General features: G+C 41.9%; 23 protein-coding genes and 1 pseudogene. 13 read left to right on the forward strand and 11 right to left on the reverse strand.

Annotated elements, in window-relative coordinates; all coding sequences use genetic code 11:
• Positions 1 to 458: 458 nt before the first annotated feature.
• Both A4S05_RS06495 and btpA read right to left on the reverse strand, forming a co-directional pair.
• Positions 459 to 1442, reverse strand: coding sequence for a vitamin K epoxide reductase family protein (locus A4S05_RS06495; RefSeq protein WP_069069005.1), 984 nt, complete (start codon positions 1440 to 1442; stop codon positions 459 to 461).
• Between the two features lie 171 nt (positions 1443 to 1613).
• A complete protein-coding gene (btpA, locus tag A4S05_RS06500; protein WP_069069006.1) occupies positions 1614 to 2462 on the reverse strand; it encodes a photosystem I biogenesis protein BtpA in 849 nt (282 codons plus the stop codon).
• A gap of 758 nt (positions 2463 to 3220) precedes the next feature.
• Here btpA and rimO point away from each other — a divergent pair.
• The 3 genes from rimO to A4S05_RS06515 all read left to right on the forward strand — a co-directional run bounded on the left by rimO (position 3221) and on the right by A4S05_RS06515 (position 7344).
• Positions 3221 to 4540, forward strand: a complete 1320-nt coding sequence (gene rimO / locus A4S05_RS06505; protein ID WP_069069007.1) for a 30S ribosomal protein S12 methylthiotransferase RimO — start codon at positions 3221 to 3223, stop codon at positions 4538 to 4540.
• 275 nt (positions 4541 to 4815) lie between these two features.
• A complete protein-coding gene (locus tag A4S05_RS06510; RefSeq protein ID WP_069069063.1) occupies positions 4816 to 6348 on the forward strand; it encodes a DEAD/DEAH box helicase in 1533 nt (510 codons plus the stop codon).
• Positions 6349 to 6765: 417 nt separating this feature from the next.
• Positions 6766 to 7344 carry a Uma2 family endonuclease gene (locus A4S05_RS06515; protein WP_069069008.1) on the forward strand — a complete coding sequence of 193 codons (579 nt, stop codon included), beginning with the start codon at positions 6766 to 6768 and terminating at the stop codon, positions 7342 to 7344.
• Between the two features lie 10 nt (positions 7345 to 7354).
• On the opposite strand, the gene A4S05_RS06520 is transcribed toward A4S05_RS06515, so the two are convergent.
• Genes A4S05_RS06520 through A4S05_RS06525 form a run of 3 tightly spaced genes read right to left on the reverse strand, consistent with a single transcriptional unit; the run spans position 7355 to position 8784 of the window.
• Positions 7355 to 8302, reverse strand: a complete 948-nt coding sequence (locus tag A4S05_RS06520) for an aldo/keto reductase (protein ID WP_069069009.1) — start codon at positions 8300 to 8302, stop codon at positions 7355 to 7357.
• Between the two features lie 49 nt (positions 8303 to 8351).
• Entirely contained in the window at positions 8352 to 8510 is a 159-nt protein-coding gene (locus tag A4S05_RS41385) for a hypothetical protein (protein ID WP_176726935.1), read from the reverse strand.
• A 49-nt stretch (positions 8511 to 8559) separates the two neighbouring features.
• Positions 8560 to 8784: a hypothetical protein gene (locus tag A4S05_RS06525; protein WP_069069010.1), complete on the reverse strand. Its 225-nt coding sequence runs from the start codon at positions 8782 to 8784 to the stop codon at positions 8560 to 8562.
• A gap of 342 nt (positions 8785 to 9126) precedes the next feature.
• On the opposite strand from A4S05_RS06525, the gene A4S05_RS06530 reads away from it, so the two are divergent.
• Both A4S05_RS06530 and A4S05_RS06535 read left to right on the forward strand, forming a co-directional pair.
• A complete protein-coding gene (locus A4S05_RS06530; RefSeq protein ID WP_069069011.1) occupies positions 9127 to 9357 on the forward strand; it encodes a hypothetical protein in 231 nt (76 codons plus the stop codon).
• Between the two features lie 231 nt (positions 9358 to 9588).
• Positions 9589 to 10299: an AbiU2 domain-containing protein gene (locus A4S05_RS06535; protein ID WP_069069012.1), complete on the forward strand. Its 711-nt coding sequence runs from the start codon at positions 9589 to 9591 to the stop codon at positions 10297 to 10299.
• Positions 10300 to 10626: 327 nt separating this feature from the next.
• Here A4S05_RS06535 and A4S05_RS06540 read toward each other — a convergent pair whose 3' ends face one another.
• Both A4S05_RS06540 and A4S05_RS38595 read right to left on the reverse strand, forming a co-directional pair.
• Positions 10627 to 10833 (reverse strand): hypothetical protein, encoded by a 207-nt coding sequence (locus tag A4S05_RS06540; RefSeq protein ID WP_069069013.1) that lies wholly within the window; start codon positions 10831 to 10833, stop codon positions 10627 to 10629.
• A gap of 18 nt (positions 10834 to 10851) precedes the next feature.
• A pseudogene (locus A4S05_RS38595) lies at positions 10852 to 11649 on the reverse strand (Rpn family recombination-promoting nuclease/putative transposase).
• Positions 11650 to 11921: 272 nt separating this feature from the next.
• Between A4S05_RS38595 and A4S05_RS06555 the strand changes: the two are divergent.
• The 4 genes from A4S05_RS06555 to A4S05_RS06570 all read left to right on the forward strand — a co-directional run bounded on the left by A4S05_RS06555 (position 11922) and on the right by A4S05_RS06570 (position 16230).
• Positions 11922 to 13355 carry a BCD family MFS transporter gene (locus A4S05_RS06555; RefSeq protein ID WP_069069016.1) on the forward strand — a complete coding sequence of 478 codons (1434 nt, stop codon included), beginning with the start codon at positions 11922 to 11924 and terminating at the stop codon, positions 13353 to 13355.
• A gap of 77 nt (positions 13356 to 13432) precedes the next feature.
• The gene (locus A4S05_RS06560) at positions 13433 to 14239 is read left to right on the forward strand and encodes an inositol monophosphatase family protein (RefSeq protein WP_069069017.1); all 807 of its coding nucleotides are present in this window, start codon (positions 13433 to 13435) and stop codon (positions 14237 to 14239) included.
• Positions 14240 to 14455: 216 nt separating this feature from the next.
• Positions 14456 to 15028: a hypothetical protein gene (locus A4S05_RS06565; RefSeq protein WP_069069018.1), complete on the forward strand. Its 573-nt coding sequence runs from the start codon at positions 14456 to 14458 to the stop codon at positions 15026 to 15028.
• 245 nt (positions 15029 to 15273) lie between these two features.
• On the forward strand, positions 15274 to 16230 hold the full coding sequence (locus tag A4S05_RS06570; RefSeq protein ID WP_069069019.1) for an MDR/zinc-dependent alcohol dehydrogenase-like family protein: 957 nt from the start codon (positions 15274 to 15276) through the stop codon (positions 16228 to 16230).
• Positions 16231 to 16336: 106 nt separating this feature from the next.
• Here the strand turns inward: A4S05_RS06570 and A4S05_RS06575 are convergent, their stop codons facing one another.
• From A4S05_RS06575 to A4S05_RS06590, 4 genes are all read right to left on the reverse strand, one after another.
• Positions 16337 to 16624 (reverse strand): hypothetical protein, encoded by a 288-nt coding sequence (locus tag A4S05_RS06575; RefSeq protein WP_069069020.1) that lies wholly within the window; start codon positions 16622 to 16624, stop codon positions 16337 to 16339.
• 83 nt (positions 16625 to 16707) lie between these two features.
• A complete protein-coding gene (gene chlG, locus A4S05_RS06580; RefSeq protein WP_069069021.1) occupies positions 16708 to 17745 on the reverse strand; it encodes a chlorophyll synthase ChlG in 1038 nt (345 codons plus the stop codon).
• A gap of 92 nt (positions 17746 to 17837) precedes the next feature.
• Positions 17838 to 18938, reverse strand: a complete 1101-nt coding sequence (locus tag A4S05_RS06585) for a Get3/ArsA fold putative tail anchor-mediating ATPase NosAFP (RefSeq protein WP_069069022.1) — start codon at positions 18936 to 18938, stop codon at positions 17838 to 17840.
• A gap of 120 nt (positions 18939 to 19058) precedes the next feature.
• Positions 19059 to 19250 carry a cytochrome b6f subunit PetP gene (locus A4S05_RS06590; RefSeq protein WP_069069023.1) on the reverse strand — a complete coding sequence of 64 codons (192 nt, stop codon included), beginning with the start codon at positions 19248 to 19250 and terminating at the stop codon, positions 19059 to 19061.
• Between the two features lie 169 nt (positions 19251 to 19419).
• Here A4S05_RS06590 and A4S05_RS43025 point away from each other — a divergent pair, with 169 nt between their 5' ends.
• The 4 genes from A4S05_RS43025 to A4S05_RS06605 all read left to right on the forward strand — a co-directional run bounded on the left by A4S05_RS43025 (position 19420) and on the right by A4S05_RS06605 (position 22818).
• Positions 19420 to 19542 (forward strand): hypothetical protein, encoded by a 123-nt coding sequence (locus tag A4S05_RS43025; protein WP_256090848.1) that lies wholly within the window; start codon positions 19420 to 19422, stop codon positions 19540 to 19542.
• A gap of 18 nt (positions 19543 to 19560) precedes the next feature.
• Positions 19561 to 20379, forward strand: coding sequence for a Uma2 family endonuclease (locus A4S05_RS06595; protein ID WP_069069024.1), 819 nt, complete (start codon positions 19561 to 19563; stop codon positions 20377 to 20379).
• 161 nt (positions 20380 to 20540) lie between these two features.
• The gene (locus A4S05_RS06600; protein WP_069069025.1) at positions 20541 to 21386 is read left to right on the forward strand and encodes an ABC transporter permease; all 846 of its coding nucleotides are present in this window, start codon (positions 20541 to 20543) and stop codon (positions 21384 to 21386) included.
• A 49-nt stretch (positions 21387 to 21435) separates the two neighbouring features.
• A complete protein-coding gene (locus A4S05_RS06605; protein WP_069069026.1) occupies positions 21436 to 22818 on the forward strand; it encodes an ABC transporter ATP-binding protein in 1383 nt (460 codons plus the stop codon).
• Positions 22819 to 22829 lie beyond the last annotated feature (11 nt).

Raw genomic sequence — 22829 nt, forward strand, 5'->3', positions numbered from 1 at the left:
TGCCGAAAACCTTGTCTGGTTAAGCTTACTCAATTAAAATTGCACATTTGTGATCAATTAGGTATTTTCCTGAGAATTATGGTAACTCCCAACAGATACACCTTTGGGTTCGGCGCTGACATGATTACATCCCAAGGTGGCTCCCAAGTGCTGTAAAAAGAAATTAAAGTATACATTGTTTTAAAGTAAAAATACTTGATTAATTTCCCTTAGCGTCAGGTGTTTGCAAATAAAAGCCGTAGGAAAATTGATAATTGAGTATCGGACAACGCTTATTATAAGAGAAACCAGGTGGGAAGAAGTAGGAATAAACTCTTACCAAAAACAAAAAAGCCAACTGGAAACAGACTTTGCTGTATTCATCCAGTTGACTATTAGATGTAAACTACACCGTACAGCTAGGTTGGTGTAGGCTACTTAATGGATTAAAAACCGCAGATGAAGTATCTGCAAGTCAATTATTTGAAATACTTGAAGTTACGAGGCCCTGTGTAGGCAGAAACTTTCGCTAGTTCCTCTAAGTTTTGAACTCCGCTATAGCTTTTACCATTGATAATCCAAGTGGGAAAGCCTTCAATTTTTGCGGCTTGACAAACTTCGGGTTGAGCTTTGAGTCCATCGGCGGCGCACTCTACCTTAATATCATTGTTGACTATTTCCTCAGCTTCTTTACCAAAAAGCAGCTTTTGTTCATGACAGTGAGGACACCAGTAAGCACTGTATTGCTTCGCGCCTACTTTCGCTAGATGGCTTGCTAAAGCTATTTCTGCTTCACCAGAAGTAGTGGTAATTTCCCAACCAAATGCTGGGTTAGGTTTGACATTGGGAGTAAAGGAAATTTTTACAGGTTGTCCAGGAGTTCCGGGTGTAACCTGTGATTGATTCACACCAGCATAGACGCCTAAAGTACCAATCAGTGTCACCATGCCGACAATCAGAGCGGTAAATAAGATTTGTCCAATATCTTCCCAAGTCCGGCCGAGAATCGTCAGTACCAAAAGACTGAGGGAGAACAAAGCTGAACCGATACAGTAAGGACAAACAGCTTTGATTTGAGATGCCAGCACGTACATTAAGTAGCCGCTAAAGACAGACATAGCGATCGCACCCACCAACAGCAACCACCATGTCCAATTTTCCAATTGTTTACGGCTATTGTTTTCCCCCGATTTAAATACCAAGGGAGCCAAAGCGAATACCACCATACTGATGTATGCCAAAAATCCAAACAAAGCTAACGGCTGACCAAAAACCGTTGCCCAAGGACTGGAAAGCACATCATTACAGCCCTTAGCACCAGCCTGTGCCACACAAGCGGCAGTGCCTCCGGTTAACTTTTCTATGGTGAGATAACCTGTGATCAGGGCACCACATCCAGCGATCGCGGCAATCAATGGACGTGACCATTTATGAATCCAAGGAGTAGAACGACGGCGAATCATAAATTGCTATTGGTTAATGGGCATTGGGCATTGGGCATTGGGCATTGGGCATTGAAAAGAGGCAGAGGGGCGGGGTGCTCTTAGCAGAGGGGAAAACTCTTCTCCCTTACTCCCTGCTCCCTGCTCCCTTGCTTCTTTCCCATTCCCCATTCCCCATTCCCCATTCCCCAATTAAGAATGTAACTTCACTTGTTCTGCTGATTTGCTTTCACCTTTGGAGTTCCAATTGCGACGGGCGGCTTCCACAAATTGACTGACGCGAATAGGGTCAATTGGTTGCTCTATCCGTCCGTGACGTTTCAGGGAACTGGAAACGATTACACCATCTGCTGCCTGCATCAATGTATCAATATTTTCCCAATTGGCCCCGCTACCGATGAACACTGGTGTGCCGTTTGCTGCGCCACAAGCTAGTTCCAAATCTTCTAGGTTAGGAGGACTACCAGTAGCCCAACCAGATAAAATCACTGCGTCTGCTAAACCTCTTTCAATGGTGTCTTTCACGGCGACTGTGAGATTTGGAGAACTCAAAGGACGGGCGTGTTTCACCAACACATCGGCCAGGATTTTAACATCAGAACCTAACTCCCGTCGATAACGGAGTAACTGATGGGCTTCTCCCTCAATTAATCCTTGGTCGGTTGCCATCACCCCTGTGAGGACATTGACGCGGATAAATTGCGCTTGCACACAGCTAGCGATCGCCATTGCACTTTTGCCATCGTTTCGCAAAACATTTAAGCCTATAGGCAAAGTCACCAAATTCTGTATCCGCTGCACCACAATGGTCATGGCACTCACAACCACTGGATCAACTTGGTTTTTGGTAAATGGCGCATCGAAAAAATTCTCGACAATCAGCCCGTCAACCCCTCCACTTGCTAAGGCTGCGGCTTCTTGTTCGGCACGATCAATCACTGCTTTTAGGCTACCTCCCCAACGGGGTGAGGTAGGCAGTGGTAGCAGGTGAACCACGCCAATAATTGGTGAGCGAGTTTTAAATATCTGATATAAGTCCACGTCTTTAATCCGCCTCGCGGAGTCCAGAGTCCAGAATTTTTTGACTATTGAACGCCAGTTCAACACCACTCCCCTGAACAGAGAAAATCTCTATCGGGAGGTGGCTCTTCAACGGGGAAAACCCCGCACGTGACTGGCTCCTCTTGACCCTTGACTCTTGACTTTTCATTAACTAGTCAAATGTGTTTTATGATAGTCGGTTTACTGCCTCCTTCCTAAGATGGAAATTGGCGTGAAACCTCCCATAAGATATGTTAAGATAAAACCTGGCTACAAGAGGAGTTTGCCACTCACTAGACGCAAGGCAGCTTTCCGTGGTTTAGGCGTCTCGTCCGCGCATTGTCGTAGGACTTGCCAATCGCCAGGTTAGCATTACTGCTTTATAGGCGTAGTCGCTTTCGTCGATTTCCCTGAGGGTAGCGACTTCTCACAACAAGCCCTTTGGGCGGCTTCCCGATGGGTAAATTAACAACGCACACGCTGTGGTAATGTAAAATACCAATAGGCGAATTGTTAAAAAAGATTACAAGTGTCAAATGTACCCAAAGACACTTCAATTTACCCTGGGGAACAGATTGATAAAAATATCATAACATGGCCTCTATTTTTATTTATTAATAGGGTCATAAGTCCACGGACAATTACTGACAGTGGAAATCTACTGCGTACTGTTATCTGAAGGATAGTGATAGAAAAAAGCGGAATTAGCGCTGCAATGTTTGACTACAAGAAGAAAAAAATGAAGATATTTTCAAAATATGGGTGATAAGCCAACAATTGCCATTTCTCACCTGGGCTGCGAGAAAAATCGAATTGATACAGAACACATGCTGGGAATGCTCGTAGAAGCAGGCTACGGCGTAGATACAAATGAAGAGTTAGCAGATTACGTTATTGTTAATACTTGTAGTTTTATTGAAGCTGCGCGGCAAGAATCTGTCAGAACTTTGGTAGAACTGGCAGAGGCAAATAAAAAGATCGTAATCACTGGCTGTATGGCGCAACACTTCCAAGAACAACTTTTGGAAGAGTTACCCGAAGCAGTAGCCGTAGTGGGTACTGGCGATTATCACAAAATTGTAAATGTAATTGAGCGTGTTGAACTTGGCGAGCGGGTCAAACAGGTTAGTATCGAACCAACCTACATTGCCGATGAGACTACACCGCGCTATCGTACTACAACCGAGGGCGTAGCTTATCTACGGGTTGCAGAAGGATGTGATTATCGTTGTGCATTTTGTATCATTCCTCATCTTCGAGGGAACCAGCGATCGCGTACTATTGAATCTATCGTCGCCGAAGCAGAGCAGTTAGTTAGTCAAGGGGTAAAGGAAATTATTCTAATTTCCCAAATCACCACTAATTACGGTTTGGATATTTACGGTCAACCAAAATTAGCGGAATTGCTTCGCGCTTTGGGGAAAGTAGATATACCGTGGATCAGAATGCACTATGCTTATCCCACGGGACTAACCCCAGATGTGATTGCGGCGATCCAAGAAACACCCAACGTCTTGCCTTACCTGGATTTGCCCTTGCAGCATTCCCATCCAGATGTTCTCCGCGCCATGAATCGTCCTTGGCAAGGGCGCGTAAATGATGGGATTATAGATCGCATTAAAACGGCGCTACCAACAGCCGTAATGCGGACAACATTTATTGTTGGTTTCCCAGGAGAAACAAGCGAGCATTTTGAGCATCTACTAGAGTTCGTTCAGCGGCATGAATTCGATCATGTTGGTGTCTTCACCTTTTCCTCTGAGGAAGGAACCCCAGCTTACAAACTACCAAATCACTTGCCCCAAGAAGTGATGGACGATCGCCGATACCAACTGATGGAACTCCAGCAACCGATTTCTCAAAAGAAAAATCAACAGGAAGTAGGCAAAATAGTCGATGTCCTGATTGAGCAAGAAAATCCTGAAAGTGGTGAATTAATCGGTCGTTCAGGTAGATTTTCCCCAGAGGTTGATGGTCTGGTGTATGTCAAAGGCCAGGCAAGATTAGGAACCATCGTGCCAATAGCGATTCACCACGCTGATACATACGACCTCTATGGTCAAGTAGTCAATAACTAAATTGTCATTTGTCTTTTGTCCAAAGTCCATTTGTTAAATGACCCTTACAGATTCATCCTTATATTAAGGTCAATGCTGCATTAATAGCAGTTTTCATGAGGGTTTACCTGAAGTTCGGAGACTCACTCGTGAGCATAGTTTCTCCAAAAATTGAGGCTTTGCTATCGCCCTTGGCTCACTAACTAGCCAATAACTAATGACTAATGACTAATGACTAAATGACTAATGACTAAATGACTAATCCAAAAATCCTTACAAAAAATTTAGGAGAATTAATGACTCTTTCATTCCAAGAACTAGGCATTTCCCAAGAACGTGTCGCACAACTAGAAAAAATCGGTTTTACCGAACCCACCAACATTCAAGTCCAAGCAATTCCCCAATTGCTGAATGGTCGTGATGTAGTCGGTCAATCTCAAACTGGAACAGGCAAAACGGCAGCATTTTCACTGCCAATTTTAGAGCGGCTAGATATTAATCAAAGAGCCGTACAAGCCATAGTTTTAACACCAACTCGTGAATTAGCAATGCAAGTTCACGATGCGATCGCCCAATTCATCGGTAATGAAGGATTGCGGGTGTTAGCAATCTACGGTGGTCAATCAATTGACCGTCAAATGTTACAACTCAAACGTGGCGTTCACATGGTCGTGGGTACTCCAGGACGGGTGATCGATTTGCTAGATCGCGGCTGTTTAAAGCTCGATCAAGTGAAGTGGTTTGTGTTGGATGAAGCTGATGAAATGTTGAGCATGGGCTTTATCGACGATGTGATCAAAATCCTCTCGCAAGCGCCCGTAGATCGCCAAACAGCTTTATTCTCGGCGACAATGCCACCATCGATTCGGATGTTGGTGAACAAGTTCTTGCGATCGCCTGCAACTGTCACCGTTGAGCAGCCAAAAGCCGCTCCCAACAAGATTAATCAAGTAGCTTACTTGATCCCCCGCCACTGGACAAAAGCCAAAGCTTTACAGCCAATTCTGGAAATGGAAGATCCAGAAACAGCTTTAATCTTTGTCCGCACCAGACGTACAGCCGCCGAACTCACCAGTCAGTTGCAAGGCGCTGGTCACAGTGTCGATGAATACCACGGTGACTTGTCCCAACAAGCGCGGGAACGGTTATTAATCAGATTCCGTAACCGTCAAGTTCGCTGGGTGGTAGCAACTGACATTGCAGCACGAGGGTTAGATGTCGATCAACTCTCCCATGTAATCAACTTCGACTTACCCGATAGCGTAGAAACTTACGTTCACCGCATTGGTCGTACTGGTCGTGCTGGTAAAGAAGGAACAGCAATTTCTTTAGTACAACCATTTGAGCGCCGCAAACAGCAAACATTTGAACGTCATAACCGCCAAAGTTGGCAAGTGCTGACGATTCCCACACGCGCCCAGATTGAAGCAAAACACATTCTGAAATTGCAAGAACTGGTGCGGGAAGCTTTGACAGGTGAGCGTTTGGCTTCATTCTTGCCCATTGTCAGCGAATTGATTGAAGAATACGATGCTCAAGCGATCGCCGCAGCTGCACTACAAATCGCTTACGATCAAACTCGTCCCGCTTGGTTGAGTTCAGACGTGGAAATTCCCCAAGAAGAATCCTCTGCTCCCAAACCCAGACTTGGCAAGCGTCGTGAATCATCTTCTAGCGATCGCCCCCGTGCTGCGTGGAAATCAGATAGTAACAATGGTGAAGAAAGACATTCTTCTCCCAAACCAAAACTGCGGACAAGTGGACAGGATTCTTCTGCATCCCCTAGTAAAAAGATAGGTTCACCTATAGCTAGAGAATCAGCTTCTTAGTCAACAGTTAGAAGTTAATCAATTTTGGATTTTAGATTTTTAGATTTTTTCTTCAATCCAAAATCCAAACCTAAAATTGGAGAGTTGAGAGTTAGGAGTCAAAATTTTGACTTTGGCTCTTGACTTTTTGGCTTTTTGGGTAATTTTTTCTACTAGTTTGTAGGAAGATAAAAGAGGAGTCAGAATTCAGAATTCAGAATTGGTGAATACTCTACCCATAAAGGGATAAAGCAATAATCAAGGAAAAATATTTAATACTAGTTTCGCCCACCAGGGGCGTTAGCGTAGCGGGACGTTCGCGGTAGCGTCTCGTAGAGAAGTACGGTTTTAAACCAATATTCATAGAATTCATGCTGAATTCTGACTCCTGAGTTCTGAATTATTCTTATAAATTACAGATGCATTCTTAGTGGTCTTATGTTCACTATTCCAGACTTAGAGCAATTACAAGCAGAGCATCCAGAATGGCAGATGGAGCTAGTAGACGGAAATATATTTCTTGTGGGGCCATCAGATTATGAGTCAGAGGAAATTGGTGCTGAGTTAGTTAGACTACTCGGCAACTGGGTACGCCCACAAAGACTAGGACGGGTAACAGGTTCTAGCGCTGGCTTCATTTTGCCTACATTAGAAACTGAAAACGGGAAAGAAGCTGATAACGAAAAACGAAATCTCCGCGCTCCCGATGTGTCTTTTGTTCGTGCTGATAGACTGAAAACAAGCAAGCGCGACTTTGTAGAACTCGTACCTGACTTGATGGTAGAGATAAAATCTAAGTCAGACCGGATCAAACCACTGGTAGAAAAGATTCAGCTATTCTTACAACTCGGATCTACAGTTGGTATCCTGATTGATCCTGACAAATTGACGCTTACAGTTTATCGACTCAACCAAGAACCAATAGTTTTGCAGGATAACGATGAACTGACACTACCAGACTTATTACCAGGTTGGGAGCTAGTAGTGTCAGAAATTTGGCCTCCTGTGTTTGAGTAGTTCAAAAATACTACAGCCAAGGACGACTAACTAGTTCTAACTCTGCAACTTCATCGTCGCTCAATTTCCAGCCTAAAGCACCAGCATTTTGTCGCACGTGTTCGGCCGTTTTCACCCCAGCAATGGGAATAACGTTCCCCTGAGCAATTAACCAGTTGAGAGCAACTTGGGCAGGGGTGCGATCGTATTTTTCCCCGAAATTGCGTAGCAAAGATATCACTGGGGCAATTTTTTGCAGACCTTCTTTCTTAAATCGCGGGTCTATTTTCCTCGCACCAGTGGGGGTTTCAATACTCTCAATGCTGTACTTTCCAGTGAGTAATCCTTGTGCTAAAGGACTATAAGCCAAGATAGTCACACCCAACTCACGCGCAGTTGTGATAATACCTTGGCTTTCAACTTGACGACTGAGTAAAGAATAGCGCACTTGGTTCACAGCCAAAGGCACTCCACGGGTAGCTAATATTTGATGCGCGTCTCGCATTTGCTCTGCGGAGTAATTACTTACACCGACTGCGGCAATTCTGCCCCGCTTTACTTCATCTGCTAGGGCATTCATCAAAGTTTCTTGACTTAAAAAGAAGGCAAAAGGCCAATGCACTTGATACAGGGCGATTCGCTCTAATTGCAAGCGTTTGAGGCTGGCTGTTAAAGCATCAGAGACGGATTGGGCTGTAAATCGCCACGGTAGAGGGCCAAATTTTGTGGCAATTTCTACAGATTGTTGTGTCTGTTGCAGAAATTCTCCCAAAAATTTCTCTGATAATCCCATTCCGTAGACTTCAGCTGTATCAAAGAAGGTAATACCAGCTTCTAAGGCTGCGGTAAAGGCCTCTTGTAACTGTTCTGGGCCATAGCGATCGCCATAATTCCAAAATAGTTTATCACCCCAAGCCCAAGTGCCGATGCACAAGGGTGTAACAGATGGGCCATTTTGCCCCAATGTGATGTTTTCCACGGTTGCAAAATTTGATTTATTTACATTTCTTTACTTTTATAGTGTATCGTTATAGACAAGATTGGGTGCGATCGCCACCACTTGGACGCAACTCTTGTTGTGCGTAGTCGTAGACATCGCGCCTTGCATAAAAATTTAAAACCTGAATCAAACGTGCATAAACAAGATCCCCGACTTCTCGAAGAAGTCGGGGATCTGCGACCTGCAATTCTCACAAATCAAATAGGATTGCTATAGTTGAGTGTATTTACTTGTATTTATGAATTAGATGATTTATCCTGCTTGGGTTTTTTGATTAATTCCATGTAGACATTAATCTCACTAATTTCGATATCATGCTCAACTCTAGTTACTTTCCATTTCTCCTTTTTTAGGTAAACTTCCTCTCCTACTCTGGGAGTAAATTGGAGATCATAGAACTTTTTGAGAAAATCTTTTTGATTTTCTTCCCATAATATTACTTTGACTGGTTCTTTACTCATTGCTTATGCCTTTTTGATTACTAGATGAAGGTAGGTAGTTCGATGACATACATACAGCAAGTTTATCTTACTAATTCAATGGAATAGCGTAGTTAAAACCACATTTTAATATTGATATTTTTATGTGGCTTGATTGTGTGCGATAAAGTTACAGCGCAATACCAGAACTTTAATAAATATTACTATCTCAATGTTGCAATCAGTCTTTGTTCAAGCTTTTTGACTTTTATAGTGCATCTAGTGTAATTCTGAAATGTAATTAAGTAAGTAAAAGTACGGTATTTATATTTACTAAGTCAATTTAGTATAGAGTTTATCACTAGGTTGAACAAGCAAGTAAAAATGAATCCGCAACAAATAGATCAATTCATAGATCAAATAGATCAATTATTAGATAATGATGAAGTTAGTTTTGTATATTTACTTGACGTACTGGCTAATTATTGTATGAGACAATCCCAAAAATGTGATGCACCTGAGTCATCCGTAAGTGAAAAATATAGATACGGCTATTGGAACCGTTCTAAGGAAACACTAAGAGAGATAAAAGGAAAATTTCAATCAATGGAATAGAGCTAAAAGCTTGCAGTAATGGTTAATAGAACTGGTTCTCAGAACCATTGATATAGGTTATTTACTAATGCATTTCACAAAGAATAAAGACAGGGAAAAACGAATTTTTTAAAAATATTTGATATTGATGGGATAATTCTGATAAATAGTGGTATAAGATGGAATTTTCTTAGATAATCAAGTTAGAGTTTGGTCTAATAATAAGTAATTAATCTCGTACTTAGTAATAACATGAATTGTAGTAGAGCGGATTTTGAATCAAAAGTAATTGCTCTTGGAAACATTCTGGAGCAGTCATCTTCACATTTAAAACTTTCTAAATGGATAAGATATACATATACTAACAAGTCTTTAGAAGATTATCCATCTTTTTATCATTTGTCATACATAGCTAATTATGAAATTGGATTATTAAAACTCTCTACAGTATACGATGAAGATGAGGACTGTCTAAGTCTTTTAAAATGCTTGAAAATTTTTGATAGTCATTATAAAAAATGGGGCTTAACAAATGTTGACAGATCAATTTTAGAGCAAGACAAAAATGATATATCAAGTAAAAATAATCCTTTAATTAACCGCCTAAAACATCTAAGAGATAAAACTCTTGCCCATACAGACAATAAGCTATACCCATCACCATTAATAAAAGATTTAAATTATGTATGTGAAAATCTTACTGAGGGTGGAGATAAATTAATTTGGGTAGAGGATCGTATTACTACAAAACGAATAGAAGAATTGCCTACTCTTGAGAAAGAAATACGTTTAAAACAAATAAGTATGAAAATTAATGAAGCTTGGGATAAAGATGATAGCAAACTTTTAGGAAAGGATATTTTAAAATTAAATGAAATTGATCATTTGATAGAGAAAGCTGTCAATATTTGTAATAGATATAGGAAAATTTTATCCATTTATCCCATAGAATTAAAACTTTAATAAATTGATTACTTAAAAGTAAAAATTCCTACAAAAATTATTTAATACATTCTTACTTAAAATAAATTTGTTTTTCTTTCAAACCACAACAGCCTCACAAGAAAGGTGAGCAGCACACGGCTATCATAAGCATTGATATCGTTGGGCTGTACCAACTATCGGCAAGAAATGCTGTGGAAAAGTTTCTTACTTTAGTCTTTGTTCGAGCTTTTTTATCATTTGCTGCTTTGAGATGATCGCTCTGGAAACCATAAAAGGGCAATTGAGGATTTTAATCAAGCTCTCCTCATTTTGCAAAAATATGACAACAGACATGAAATATCAATTCTATGTATTTTGCTGTGCGGCAAGTTGGACAGCTTCTATATCAACATTGAGATGTTGAGCAATCTGCTCCACACTCATCCCTGTTTTTAGTAACAGAGGGACGGTAAGTTTCAACATTTCAGCTTCCCGTTCTTCTCGACCCTCTTCCCGACCCTCGGCTTTCGCTTCCTGATAAACTCTTGTTTGCTCCAAAGTCAATCCCAGCATAGCTTCCACTTCCTCATTCTATGTGCCTGACTGTGCGGCAATCTGGACAGCTTCTATATCAACATTGAGGTGTTGAGCAATCTGCTCCACACTCATCCCTGTTTTTAGTAACAAAGGCACGGTAAGTTTCAACATTTCAGCTTTTTGTTCTTCTCGACCCTCGGCTTTCGCTTCCTGATAAACCCTTGTTTGCTCTAAAGTCAATCCCAGCATAGCTTCAACTTCCTCTCTACTCAAGGTCGAAAACTTATAAACGGCGATTGTGGTGATGATGTCTAGTATTTCGTTTTGCGGCAGTGTGTCCGTTTCCTATAATTTTACCCGCTCAATCAATTGCTTCGCTTGCTCGGCCATCACTTCATCCGATGCTAGAGTCAACTGCATCAAGTTGATGCCTATTGGCTGCTGATTAGTCGCGCCTAACTCATCTAAATAGATTCGCTGCACTTGGTCGCTGTTGAGAAATATTCTATGAGTTTTTTGATCCCTTGGCTCCAAAGAGCGTGATGAAAAAATTACTACACAGAACCAGTCATCGTACTGAGAGCGATTTCGGTTCAGCTACATCAGCGACTCGGTAAAGAACCGATGATAGAGGGCTTCATCTCTTTGGAATTGAACTTCAGCAAAAAAGATCACTTTGGATGTTGCATTCTCTGGAGGTAAAAATACACCATCGATGCGAAAAGCGGTTTCTTTGACTTCAAGTGATTCAAATCGATAGTTTTGCCCTTGCAGAGGAGGATTATCAACCAGTTCAAAGAGTAACCGAGGAAAGCGCTTAAAAATTTGATAGTAAATGGAGTCTCGTTTCACTACTTCATCCTAAAATTCTCTCGTTATGCGTAGGCGTAGCCCGTCGTAGACATCGCAGATTACAACCAAGCTCTAAAGATTAATCCTAACTTGGCTGAAGTTTATGCTAATTGAGGTGTATAGTTATTTGCCAAATAACTGCGATCGATCGCCTCTGGCGGCGCAACGCCATCGCAACTTCCATTTTTCATTCGCTGATTTCGAGCGGGTAGGGTTTATCTTTATTAAAAGAGAGAGAGATTAAATCCTATAAACTATACGAAAAAGTAGCTATGGCAAGCGGTGAAGTATTTGATACCAAAACAAAATCCCTATCTGTGCCAAGAGTAAACCTGCTGACCATGTTCCGCCTGGGTTTATTTCAGATGGGGTTGAGCATGATGTCAATCTTGACTCTGGGGGTACTCAACAGAGTCATGATTCAAGAAATAGCAATTCCGGCGACGCTGGTATCAGTAGTTTTAGCACTGCCTTTATTTGTTGCTCCTTCACGGATCTGGTTTGGCCAGATTTCCGATGCTAAACCTTTATGGGGATACCACCGCACAGCCTACGTTTGGGTAGGCGCAGCAATATTTGCGATCGCAGCATTTTTAGCTGTACAAGTAATGTGGCAGATGAATCTTGCTGGAAATAGTGCAGGTAGTTGGGTATGGACAACCCAAACAATGGGCTGGACAGGACTTTTGGCTTTAGTTTTCGCTATATACGGTCTAGGAATTTGTGCTAGCGGTACTGCCTTTGCTGCTTTATTGGTGGATATATCTGAAGAAGATAACCGTTCTAAAGTAGTCGGTGTGGTTTGGTCGATGCTCATGGTGGGGATTATTGTTGGGGCGATTATTAGTGCCAGCTTGCTGAAACAATTAACACCAGAAGCAACTGTAGAAACCTTACAGCCAGCAATCAACAGATTATTTACTATCGTCCCAGCAATTGTATTTGGTTTAGCGATCGCAGCAACATTTGGCGTAGAAAAAAAGTACTCCCAATACTCAACCCGTTCCACACTGGTGAACCGGGAAGATAGCATTACTCTGGGCAATGCTTGGAAAATCTTGACAGCTAGCCCACAAACAGGTATATTCTTCGCCTTTTTATTGGTGATGACTATCAGTTTGTTTATGCAAGACCCAATTTTGGAACCGTATGCGGGTCAAGTGTTTAAAATGCCCCTAGCGGAAAGTACCAAATTAAATATTTTTTATGGAACGGGTCTACTGATTGCTTACGGCGTTACGGGCTTTTTCATAGTCCCGCGTTTGGGTAAGCGCAGAACTGCACGTTTAGGCTGTATGTTGGTGGCATTCTGTGCAATATTGCTCGGCATATCAGGATTTACGGCTAATGCAGCAGTTCTCAAACTAGGTTTGGTCTTATTCGGTTTAGCCACAGGTTTCTTAACAACGGCTGCAATTAGCTTGATGTTGGATCTTACCGCAGCGGAAGCCGCAGGTACATTCATTGGGGCATGGGGATTAGCGCAGTCCCTTTCTAGAGGTGTGGCGGTAGTAATCGGAGGTACAGTTTTGGATATTGGACGCCAGCTGTTACCTAGCCCAGAGTTAGCTTATGGACTGGTATTTGCTCTAGAAGCCTTGGGAATGGTGGCATCGATTTGGTTTCTGAATCGGGTGAACGTCACAGAATTTCAAACAAGTGCCAAACAAGCGATCGCATCTGTTTTAGAAAGCGATTTAGACTAAACTGTATAGGGCATGGGGCATGGGGCATGGGGCATAGGACAAATGACAAATGACAAATGACAAATGACAAATAACCAATGAATGATTTTTGGACAACAATTCTGGATTTTGCCCAAACTACCACTACTAGGGTGGGCAAGCAGCTAATGCAAGATTTTGGGAAAGTACAGGCTGACCAAAAAGCTGATGGTAGTTTGGTGACGCAAGCAGATAAATGGGCAGATCAGGAAATTCGAGATGCGATCGCTTCTAATTTTTCTGGTTATGGCATTTTGAGCGAAGAGAGTGATCAGTCGTTTCCCGGTACTGAGTGGTGCTGGGTAATTGATCCTCTCGACGGTACAACCAACTTCACACGCGGCATTCCTCTCTGGACAATATCTCTGGGTTTACTGTATCGAGGCACACCCATTTTTGGGTATGTTTACGCACCAACCTTGAATCAAGCTTTTCATGGTTTCTGGGCAGGTTCATCTGGTTTGGCAACACCAACAGGAGCATTTCTCAACCACCACCCCATCCACACAAGTGTTGATAGTCCCAGCAATAATCACTTTTTTAACCTCTGTTCTCGCAGCACCGCAGTTATCAAAAACGGCTTTCCCTGTAAAATTCGGATGTTGGGTGTAGCTAGCTATAACTTTTTGACAGTTGCTACTGGGGCTACTCTCGGTGGGATTGAGGCGACACCAAAAGTTTGGGATATAGCGGGGGCTTGGGTAATTGTTCAGGCTGCTGGTGGGGTATGGTCATCGCTGAAGTCAGAACCGTTTCCGTTGTCACCAGGAGAAGATTATAGCGATCGCTCTTTTCCTACCCTTGTGGTTAGTCGTCCCGAATTAGTTCCGGTATTTCAACCTTTTCTCGAAGGTGTAAAAATTTAATTTGCTGCCTCAATATTTGAAAAGAGTAATTTTGTCAACCAGCCTAGTGGATAATAGCATACTCGATATTAAACTTAACAAAACCCTAGTTCAACAAAGAATTGAGTATAAATAAAGCTGGTAATAATCCTGATTTAAGTGCAAAACCAGTGTAGTTATTAATTTAAGTAGTGTTGTGACTTTCATTACACTGGTTAATTTAGTATAAAAAATTTTATGTTGTCTAATCTAGATTTAATTCGAGAGTTTGTGCAAAACTCTATTCAAAAAAAAGATATTTTGTTGTCAAATCCTGCTTTGACAGCGCAAACAGTGTATAAAATCAACCAACTGACAGCAAAATCTGAAGGCGTAATTGCCACTGTTCAACTATCTAACACCTTATCTGAATTCTCGATTTCTCCAAAATCAACCCAGTGGGAATTGATCAATCAGGCATTAGCAGAATATAGTTATATCCTCAAAGGAGAAGTAGATAGTCGGGGTTTCTATCAGTATCAATACTGCGAAGTTCCCAAAGGCTATCAGATGAACTGTACTAAATGTGTCATTCTATGGCGAGCCTGGTGGAAATATTGCAAGCATAGTTCAAGATCAGGGATTCCGTTAGAACTTCTGATTAGAACACGAGATTCATGGTATCCAATTAGAGATTTAATTATCAGTGACGGACTTCTCTATATCAAAACCTTGGGAAGTGAGATTGCACTTGGCTCAGAAGACTTAGTTACTTGGTTAAGCAAAGTTGATGTAACCAAAATTAAAGAAATACCTTCTACAGAGACATAGGTATGGGTATATCAGTACAAATGTTTGCCCTTATATTTGTAAACATTTTTCAAAGTGATTATGACAACATAATTAGGCAAAGGATTTGACATACTCACCGACCTAAAGGCGCTCTTAAGAAGGAGTAATGAGTAATAAGTAATAAGTAATGAGTGAATACCCATTTTTCATCCACGATGAAACTCATTACTTTAAAGCATTGCGTGAAGCTTTAGGATTCAGACCCAAATATGTGGTGAAAAAGAATGAAAGGACTTTGGCTCGAAAATAATCAGTTGCAATTACGTACAGATATTCCCGTTCCTGAACCGCCACCAGGAGAAGCTTTAGTACGCGTCTTGCGTGCCGGTATCTGTAACACTGACCTGGAATTACTCAGAGGCTACTATCCTTACACTGGTATTTTGGGGCATGAATTTGTCGGCGTCGTTGAACAAGGGCCAGAACACTTAGTTAATAAACGCGTAGTTGGAGAAATCAACGCTGTGTGTGGGCATTGTCGCTTTTGTTGCAGCGGACAATCAACTCACTGCGAAAATCGTACAGTTTTGGGTATTGTCAACCGGAATGGAGCCTTTGGTGAATATCTCTGTTTGCCGATAGAGAATCTGCATCTCGTACCTGAGAATGTGCCAACAGAAGTAGCAACATTTACTGAACCTGTAGCAGCAGCTTTAGAAATTCAGCAGCAAGTGCCGTTACATCCAAATAATCGGGTGCTAGTGGTTGGAGATGGCAAACTAGGGCAGTTGGTAGCCCAGACATTAGCCTTAACCGGCTGTGAACTCTTAGCTGTGGGGCGTCATCAAGACAAACTGGCTAACTTAGAGACACGGGGGATTAAAACTGGTTTAGCTAATGCTGTGAAAGATGGATATTTCGATATCTCAGTAGAATGTACTGGTAATCCAGAAGGATTTGCGATCGCTCGCCGCGCCCTACGTCCCCGTGGTACGCTTGTACTGAAAAGTACTTATTCTGGCAAACTCAGCCTGGATGCTTCTTCTTTAGTAGTAGATGAAATCACCCTCATCGGCTCCCGTTGTGGCCCTTTTGCCCCGGCCCTTCAGCTACTAGCCACAGGAAAAGTTGACGTGCAACCCCTGATTCATGCCACTTACCCTCTTATTGAAGGGCTTGCAGCTTTTGAACACGCTCAGAGTCGGGGTGTTTTGAAAATATTGTTAGATATTAGTCATTAGTCATTTGTCATTGGGCATTGGGCATTGGGCATTGGGCATTGGGCATTGGGCATTGGGCATTGGTTATTAATTCTTCTTCCCCTGCTCCCTCTGCTCCCTCTGCTCCCTAATAGAGATAAGGATTAGTCTTCGGTTGATAGTCAGAACAATCGATCGCTTCTTCTGTATTGGCAATATATGGGCGTACAGTACATTTAAGACGATAATTGTCGGTAAAAAATTGGCAACCAGTACAAGGAATTTGATGCATTTGCTTGGCTGTTGTCAAACTATCTCGCGCCGCCGCACAAAGACTCCAAACAACGAGAATAATTACAGTCCAAGCTACAACAAAGCAAATCGGGACTAACAAAGGCTCAATCCCATGAATGAGGAAAGATATCAGTTTAAACACGGCATGTCCTGATACAAATTAGGAGTTAGAAGTATATTACCTCCTAACTCCTAATTTCTAACTTCTCACTATAGAAGTAGAAGTTAAACGCCAGCATGACCCAGCGCTAAACCAGTGACGAGCATTCCTAGAACAAGGAAAGGTTGGGCGCTGGCTTGGTACTTAACATCATTCTTAACGGGGTCGCGCAAGAAATACATATCCTGCAAAGTGATTTGCGGGATGATTAACAGTACTAGTATTGCTGCATACAAATTCTCATGAATGCTGACGAGATAAGCTGCAATCAATCCTTGAAAAACATCAATTGTCACTACACAAATCCAAGATGCGGCGGTGATGCCAAACATTACAGGTAGTGAATTTAATCCTAACTGGCGATCGCCTTCTACACTCTTAAAATCATTCACAATAGCAATGCCCAATCCAGCCAAGCTGTAGAACATTGTCAAAATCACAATTGTGGAATTCAGTTCGCCAAACAAAGCGTGTCCTGTAGACCAAGGTAGGGTGATATAACTTGCACCCAAGGCATAGCTACCTAGCCAGCCGTTTTGTTTGAGTTTCAGGGGAGGTGCAGAATAAATGTAGGCGATGAAAGAACCGATAATTGCGATCGCTGTAATTGTCGGGAATTCATGACCAGACCACACATCCAGCACAAATGCTAAACCATAGCCAGCAATCAGTAATACCCAAATCTGAATAATTACCTGGGGTAGGGGAATTGCGCCAGAGGGAATGGGGCGATAGGGTTCATTGATGGCATCGATTTCGCGATCGTAGTAATCATTGAGGATTTGGGTGTAACCTGTCATCAATGGCCCAGCCAGTAACATACAGGCTGCTACCTTCAATACATTTTCCAGTGTCCAAGTATAGTTACCCGAAGAAGCCGCACCACAGACTACACCCCAAATTAGGGGAATCCAGGTAATCGGCTTCATGAGCTGCAAACGGATTTTCCAAATTGAGGTTTCCCCAGCAGATGCACCTTTCATCCCCAGTAGTTGCCTAGTTTTCGCACTGCGATCGCTAGATGCTATTACTTGCTCACTGGGATTATTTGCTAATGCCTCAGATGGGTTTGGGTCTGGGGTAATGGGAGTTGATTCTGACATAATGCCTATTTTTTTTAGAGTGAGGAGTTAAGAGTTAGGAGTTATGAATTATTGTTTTATTCCTAACTCTTCACTCCTAACTCCTAACTAAATTAAAACGAAATTATCAAATAATTATTCTGAAACTTTGCTCCAGCAACGGGTCTGCCACTCAGAGCCGGGGGTAAGGGGATATTGCGTCGCTGATCTCCTGCTTCCACAGTGACTTCTGGCCCATATTGAGTAAGCTTGACCTGCTTTTTGTCAAATCCTGGCAAGAATAGGCGTACCTGACGATTGTGGATGTCTATTTCAATTGGTTTAGGAGCTTGTAGCGCTTGTGCTTCAAAGTTGGGTAGGGCGTCTATCAATGGTTGCCAGTCACCTGTTGGCGAGTCGGGAACGACGCTCACAGGTAGAGGTATAAATTCCTCTGACAGGTTGACATTCGTTTCAGTAGACACAAGCAGAACACCACCGACAGTTAAACCGATTTGTTGAGCGCTACCCCACAAATAACGAGCATTTGCTACCTCAAGGGGATCTCCTGTAGTCACTAAGAAAGCAGCGAGACGCTTAGGATCGGCAAGAGCGGCTCTCCCTTTTTCTAAGAAATTATTGACTTGGTTAGTGGGCGCTGCAAAGTTATCTGCTGTCCAATTTACATTGAAAAAACTGCTAATCAGCGGTTGAATCAAGGGCGATTCAGTAATCGTCTTCCCCAAATCGGAGTTGACAAACAATTGCCGAAATCGCCGGACATACCAACTCAGAGATTCTGGCAAGCCCAACATTCGCAAGGTTAAAGAGTCACCCGTGCCATCGTAGACGATCGCATCATATTTGCCACTGGCATCATATTCGCGGATAGCATTCAGTACCAGGGCGTTGTCCATCCCTGGTAATACCACCAGTTCTTGACCAAAAACCTCTTTGAAGATGGGGGTGCGGAGATATTGCGCCTCAAGCTTCTTTACTTCGTCCCAGTTGCGCTCAAGCAGTACAGATGCTTGAAACTGTACCGCCTGTAACTTGGGAGCGATTTCTTGAGGATCGGCAGCAATGGGAGTACCCAACAGGATTGACAATGTTGGTTCTGCTTGTCCTGCTAGGAGTACACGCTTGCCTTGACTTGCCAATAATTTGGCGGCGGCGATCGCAATTTTGGTACGAGCGGTGCCGCCTTTGCCCAAAAATGTCAATATTAGAGCCATTACTTGATTCCTATTTTCACCGCCGAGCTTTTCAATTCCAACTTAGCACTCAACAAAGACTCTCAACCTGTGCTTTAAAATTCAGATGCCAAGAAAAACCCGGCTCTAAGTTTTTCACAACTACACAGGTTTGATTTCATCTTCAAAAAACCAAGTGGAATAATTATCGTCAAAGAGCACCACTACACCGATTCCACCACCATCGGTGACTTTGTAGCCTTGGATGATACCCACTTGTCCGAGTTTTTTCACAACTGGGGGAGAAACGCGATCGCGCAAACGATAGACTTTAACCTTTTGTCCGATTTCCATGCCTGATTACAATGCAATAAACCAAGTCTCAGTGTAGCGGAAACCGTGACTCTGCTCTCACAAATTCAGTAGAGATGAGGGAGATGAAGAAGAAAATTCCCAATTCTTGACTTCTAACTCCTGACCTAACAGCTTAAAATTAAATCAACAACCAAGCAGGTCGATACCCATGTTTGTCACAGTGCAAGAGGCATTGGAAGCGCAATTGTCCTTGAAACAAGAACAGATGCGATCGCAACGGTTGGCGGAACATTTGCGATCGTTAGGAGTTAATCCAGATAGCTTGAGTTAAGCAACGAAGGTAGTAGTCATGTATCAAACAGATCCACCGCGTCCGCCACAGGAAACCATGCCTACGATGTATGATTTACCCAGTGAATTAGTTGGGGAATCAGGTTTGCCAGATGAATTTCACCGAATTCAGGCTGATTTACTCAGTGAAACTTGTCAGCCTTTGACTTATCCATCTGAGGAAATTTTACTTGCTAGCGACTTAAATCTTTACTATGATCCCCGCCATACTTTGTGGTACAAGCGTCCTGACTGGTATATGGTTTTAGGATTACCTAGTGCTAGCCAACAGCAAGACCTACGCTTAAGTTACGTAATTTGGCAAGAAGGAATTGATCCATTTTTAATAGTTGAATTACTTTCACCAGGTACAGAACAAGAAGATTTAGGAAAAACACTGCGGGAAGTAAACCGACCTCCAACCAAGTGGGAAGTATACGAACGCATTTTGAGGGTTCCTTACTACATTGTCTATGATCGCTATAAAAATCATTTGCGTGCCTTTAAACTCACAGGCACTCGCTATGAAGCAATATCTTTACCAGAGAACCGCTTATGGTTGGAAGAGTTAGAACTCGGATTGGGTCTTTGGCAAGGTTCTTATCAACAGACAACAGGTTTGTGGCTGCGTTGGTATAATTCAGCCGGTTGGGTGTCTACGCGAAAAGAACAAGCAGAACAAGAACGTCAACGGGCTGAACAAGAACGCCAACGGGCTGAACAAGAACGCCAACGGGCTGAACAAGAATATCAACGGGCTGAACAAGAATATCAACGGGCAGAGCGATTGGCAGAATATTTGCGATCGCAGGGAATTAATCCAGATAGCTTGAGTTAAGCAAAAAAAGAAAGCAGCGTTGCCAACATAATTTCGGTACGATTTTATAGTTAATGATGTATTCTCCAAAGAAGACAAGGTTACTCTCATGGCTATGAAGCCTTATAAAGAGAAATTGGGTGTATGAGTAGTGAACAAGGAAGCAGGATTTATTACAAACAATGCAAGGATTTGTACGTAAAGCAGCAAGACTGAAGCGCATACTGCCAGTCAATCCAAAGTGGTGGACAAAGTTTGACTTGCTGAGAACTTTGGTTAGGCGAGATTTAGAATCACGATACAAGGGTTCTATTTTAGGAAATTTGTGGCCTTTGCTAAATCAACTCTCACAATTGTTAATTTACACTTATGTATTTTCAGTTGTGCTGAAGGTAAAGTTGAGTATCAAAAGCTTACCAGAAAATAACTTCACCTTTGGGTTATGGCTGTTTGCAGGTTTACTTCCTTGGCTTGCTTTTTCAGGGGGTTTAACACAGTCTGCTAGTTCAGTAGTAAAACAGCATAATTTAGTCAAGAAGGTGGTATTTCCCCTAGCTTTGCTACCATTAGTACCAATTTTATCAACGTTTGTTGAAAGTACTTTTGGTTTAATAATGTTGATTTTTTTTGTAGCAATAAATGCTCATACTTTACATCCTACCTTGGCATTATTACCCTTGATCTGGCTCACACAGTTATTATTAACAGCAGGTTTAGGCTATTTAACAGCAGGACTAACGGTATTTTTGCGAGATATTCCCCAGACTTTAGCAGTAGTTTTAAATATTTGGATGTATTTGACACCGATTATTTATCCGGCATCGTCAATTCCAGAGGAATGGCGAAGTATGGTATTTTGGCTCAATCCCATGACAGCCATAGTTGAAGTTTATCGTGATTTAATTTTAGTTGGAAAGGTTGAACATTGGGGTGAATGGGGAGTGGCCTCAATAATTGCATTTGTGACGTTTTGTAGCGGATTTTATGTGTATAAACGTTTGCGAACAGCATTTGCTGATGTATTGTGAAACATTGGTGCTTTAATAACTAGAAATTGTGAGGATTGATAATAAAACTATGGGAGAAGAAATTGCAATTTCCCTCAACAATGTCTCGAAATGCTACAAGCGATATACTCGACCAGCTGATCGGTTAAAAGAAATTTTATTACCAGAAAGAACCTATGCTCAAGAGTTTTGGGCATTGCAAGATGTTTCCTTCCAGGTGATGAAGGGTGAAACTATAGGCATCATTGGACGTAATGGTGCAGGTAAATCCACTCTGCTCCAAATGATTTGCGGTACTTTAACCCCCAGCAGTGGAGTAGTTCAAGTGAATGGACGTGTTGCTGCCCTGCTGGAATTGGGCGCTGGCTTCAACCCAGAATTCACGGGACGAGAAAACGTCTATATGAATGGGGCAATCATGGGGCTTTCCAGACAAGAGGTGGATAAGCGCTTCCATCAAATTGCTGCTTTTGCTGATATTGGAGATTTTATCGACCAGGCTGTTAAAACCTATTCCAGTGGTATGTATGTCCGGTTGGCTTTTGCCTCAGCGATTCACGTTGACCCAGATATCCTAATTGTGGATGAGGCTTTGGCTGTAGGGGATATGTTTTTTCAGGCGAAGTGCATGGCACGAATGCGGCAGATGATGGAAACAGGGGTAACGGTGCTGTTTGTTAGCCATGATACTAGTTCAGTTAAAAGCCTTTGTCAGCGATGTGCGTTTCTCGAAAAAGGAAAACTGCTGAAAATTGGTAAAGCTTCAGAGGTGGTAGATACTTATATAAGTATTATTAACAGTGAAATGAATCAGGAGTTGAAGCAACAAGTCGAACTAATAAATAAGAATATTCTAGCTATTACTCAAAATGAAAAAGCAACGCAAGATAATACTTTAGATCGGCAATCTACTGTATCTGAAATATTTGTATCTACTGTTCAGGAAGGCAAGTTTGCTGAAGGTGCTCACCGCTACGGTGATGAAAGTGCAAAAATATTGGATATTAAGCTGCTCAACAGCAAGTATCGTCCCACTGAACAACTTGACTTTAAAGAAGACTTTACTATTCAGGTTTCTATTCTCTTTAAAAAAGACCTACCCTCATTTTGTGTTGGGTATTCATTGAGAGATTTAAAAGGACAAATGCTGATTGCTTATGTTACCACAGCTAAGAGAATAGAAATGCCTTCAGCAAAAGCAGGAGAGGTTTATGTTATCGAAATAAAAGGTACAAATATTTTAAACTGCGGAGTATATACTATTACAATTGGCATAGAATTACCTGTATTTATCAATCAACAACATATTTTTATAGATATTATAGAAAATGCTCTTGTTTTTCAATCCAATTTAGCACAAGATCCACTAGATCGTTTTCCAGGTATGGTGTATGCAAATGTAGAATTTGATTTTTTAAAAATAACCAATCCTTTGAATTACACTCACTCATGATCAATTCATAA

The organism is Nostoc sp. KVJ20 (assembly GCF_001712795.1).
Taxonomy (GTDB): Bacteria; Cyanobacteriota; Cyanobacteriia; order Cyanobacteriales; family Nostocaceae; genus Nostoc.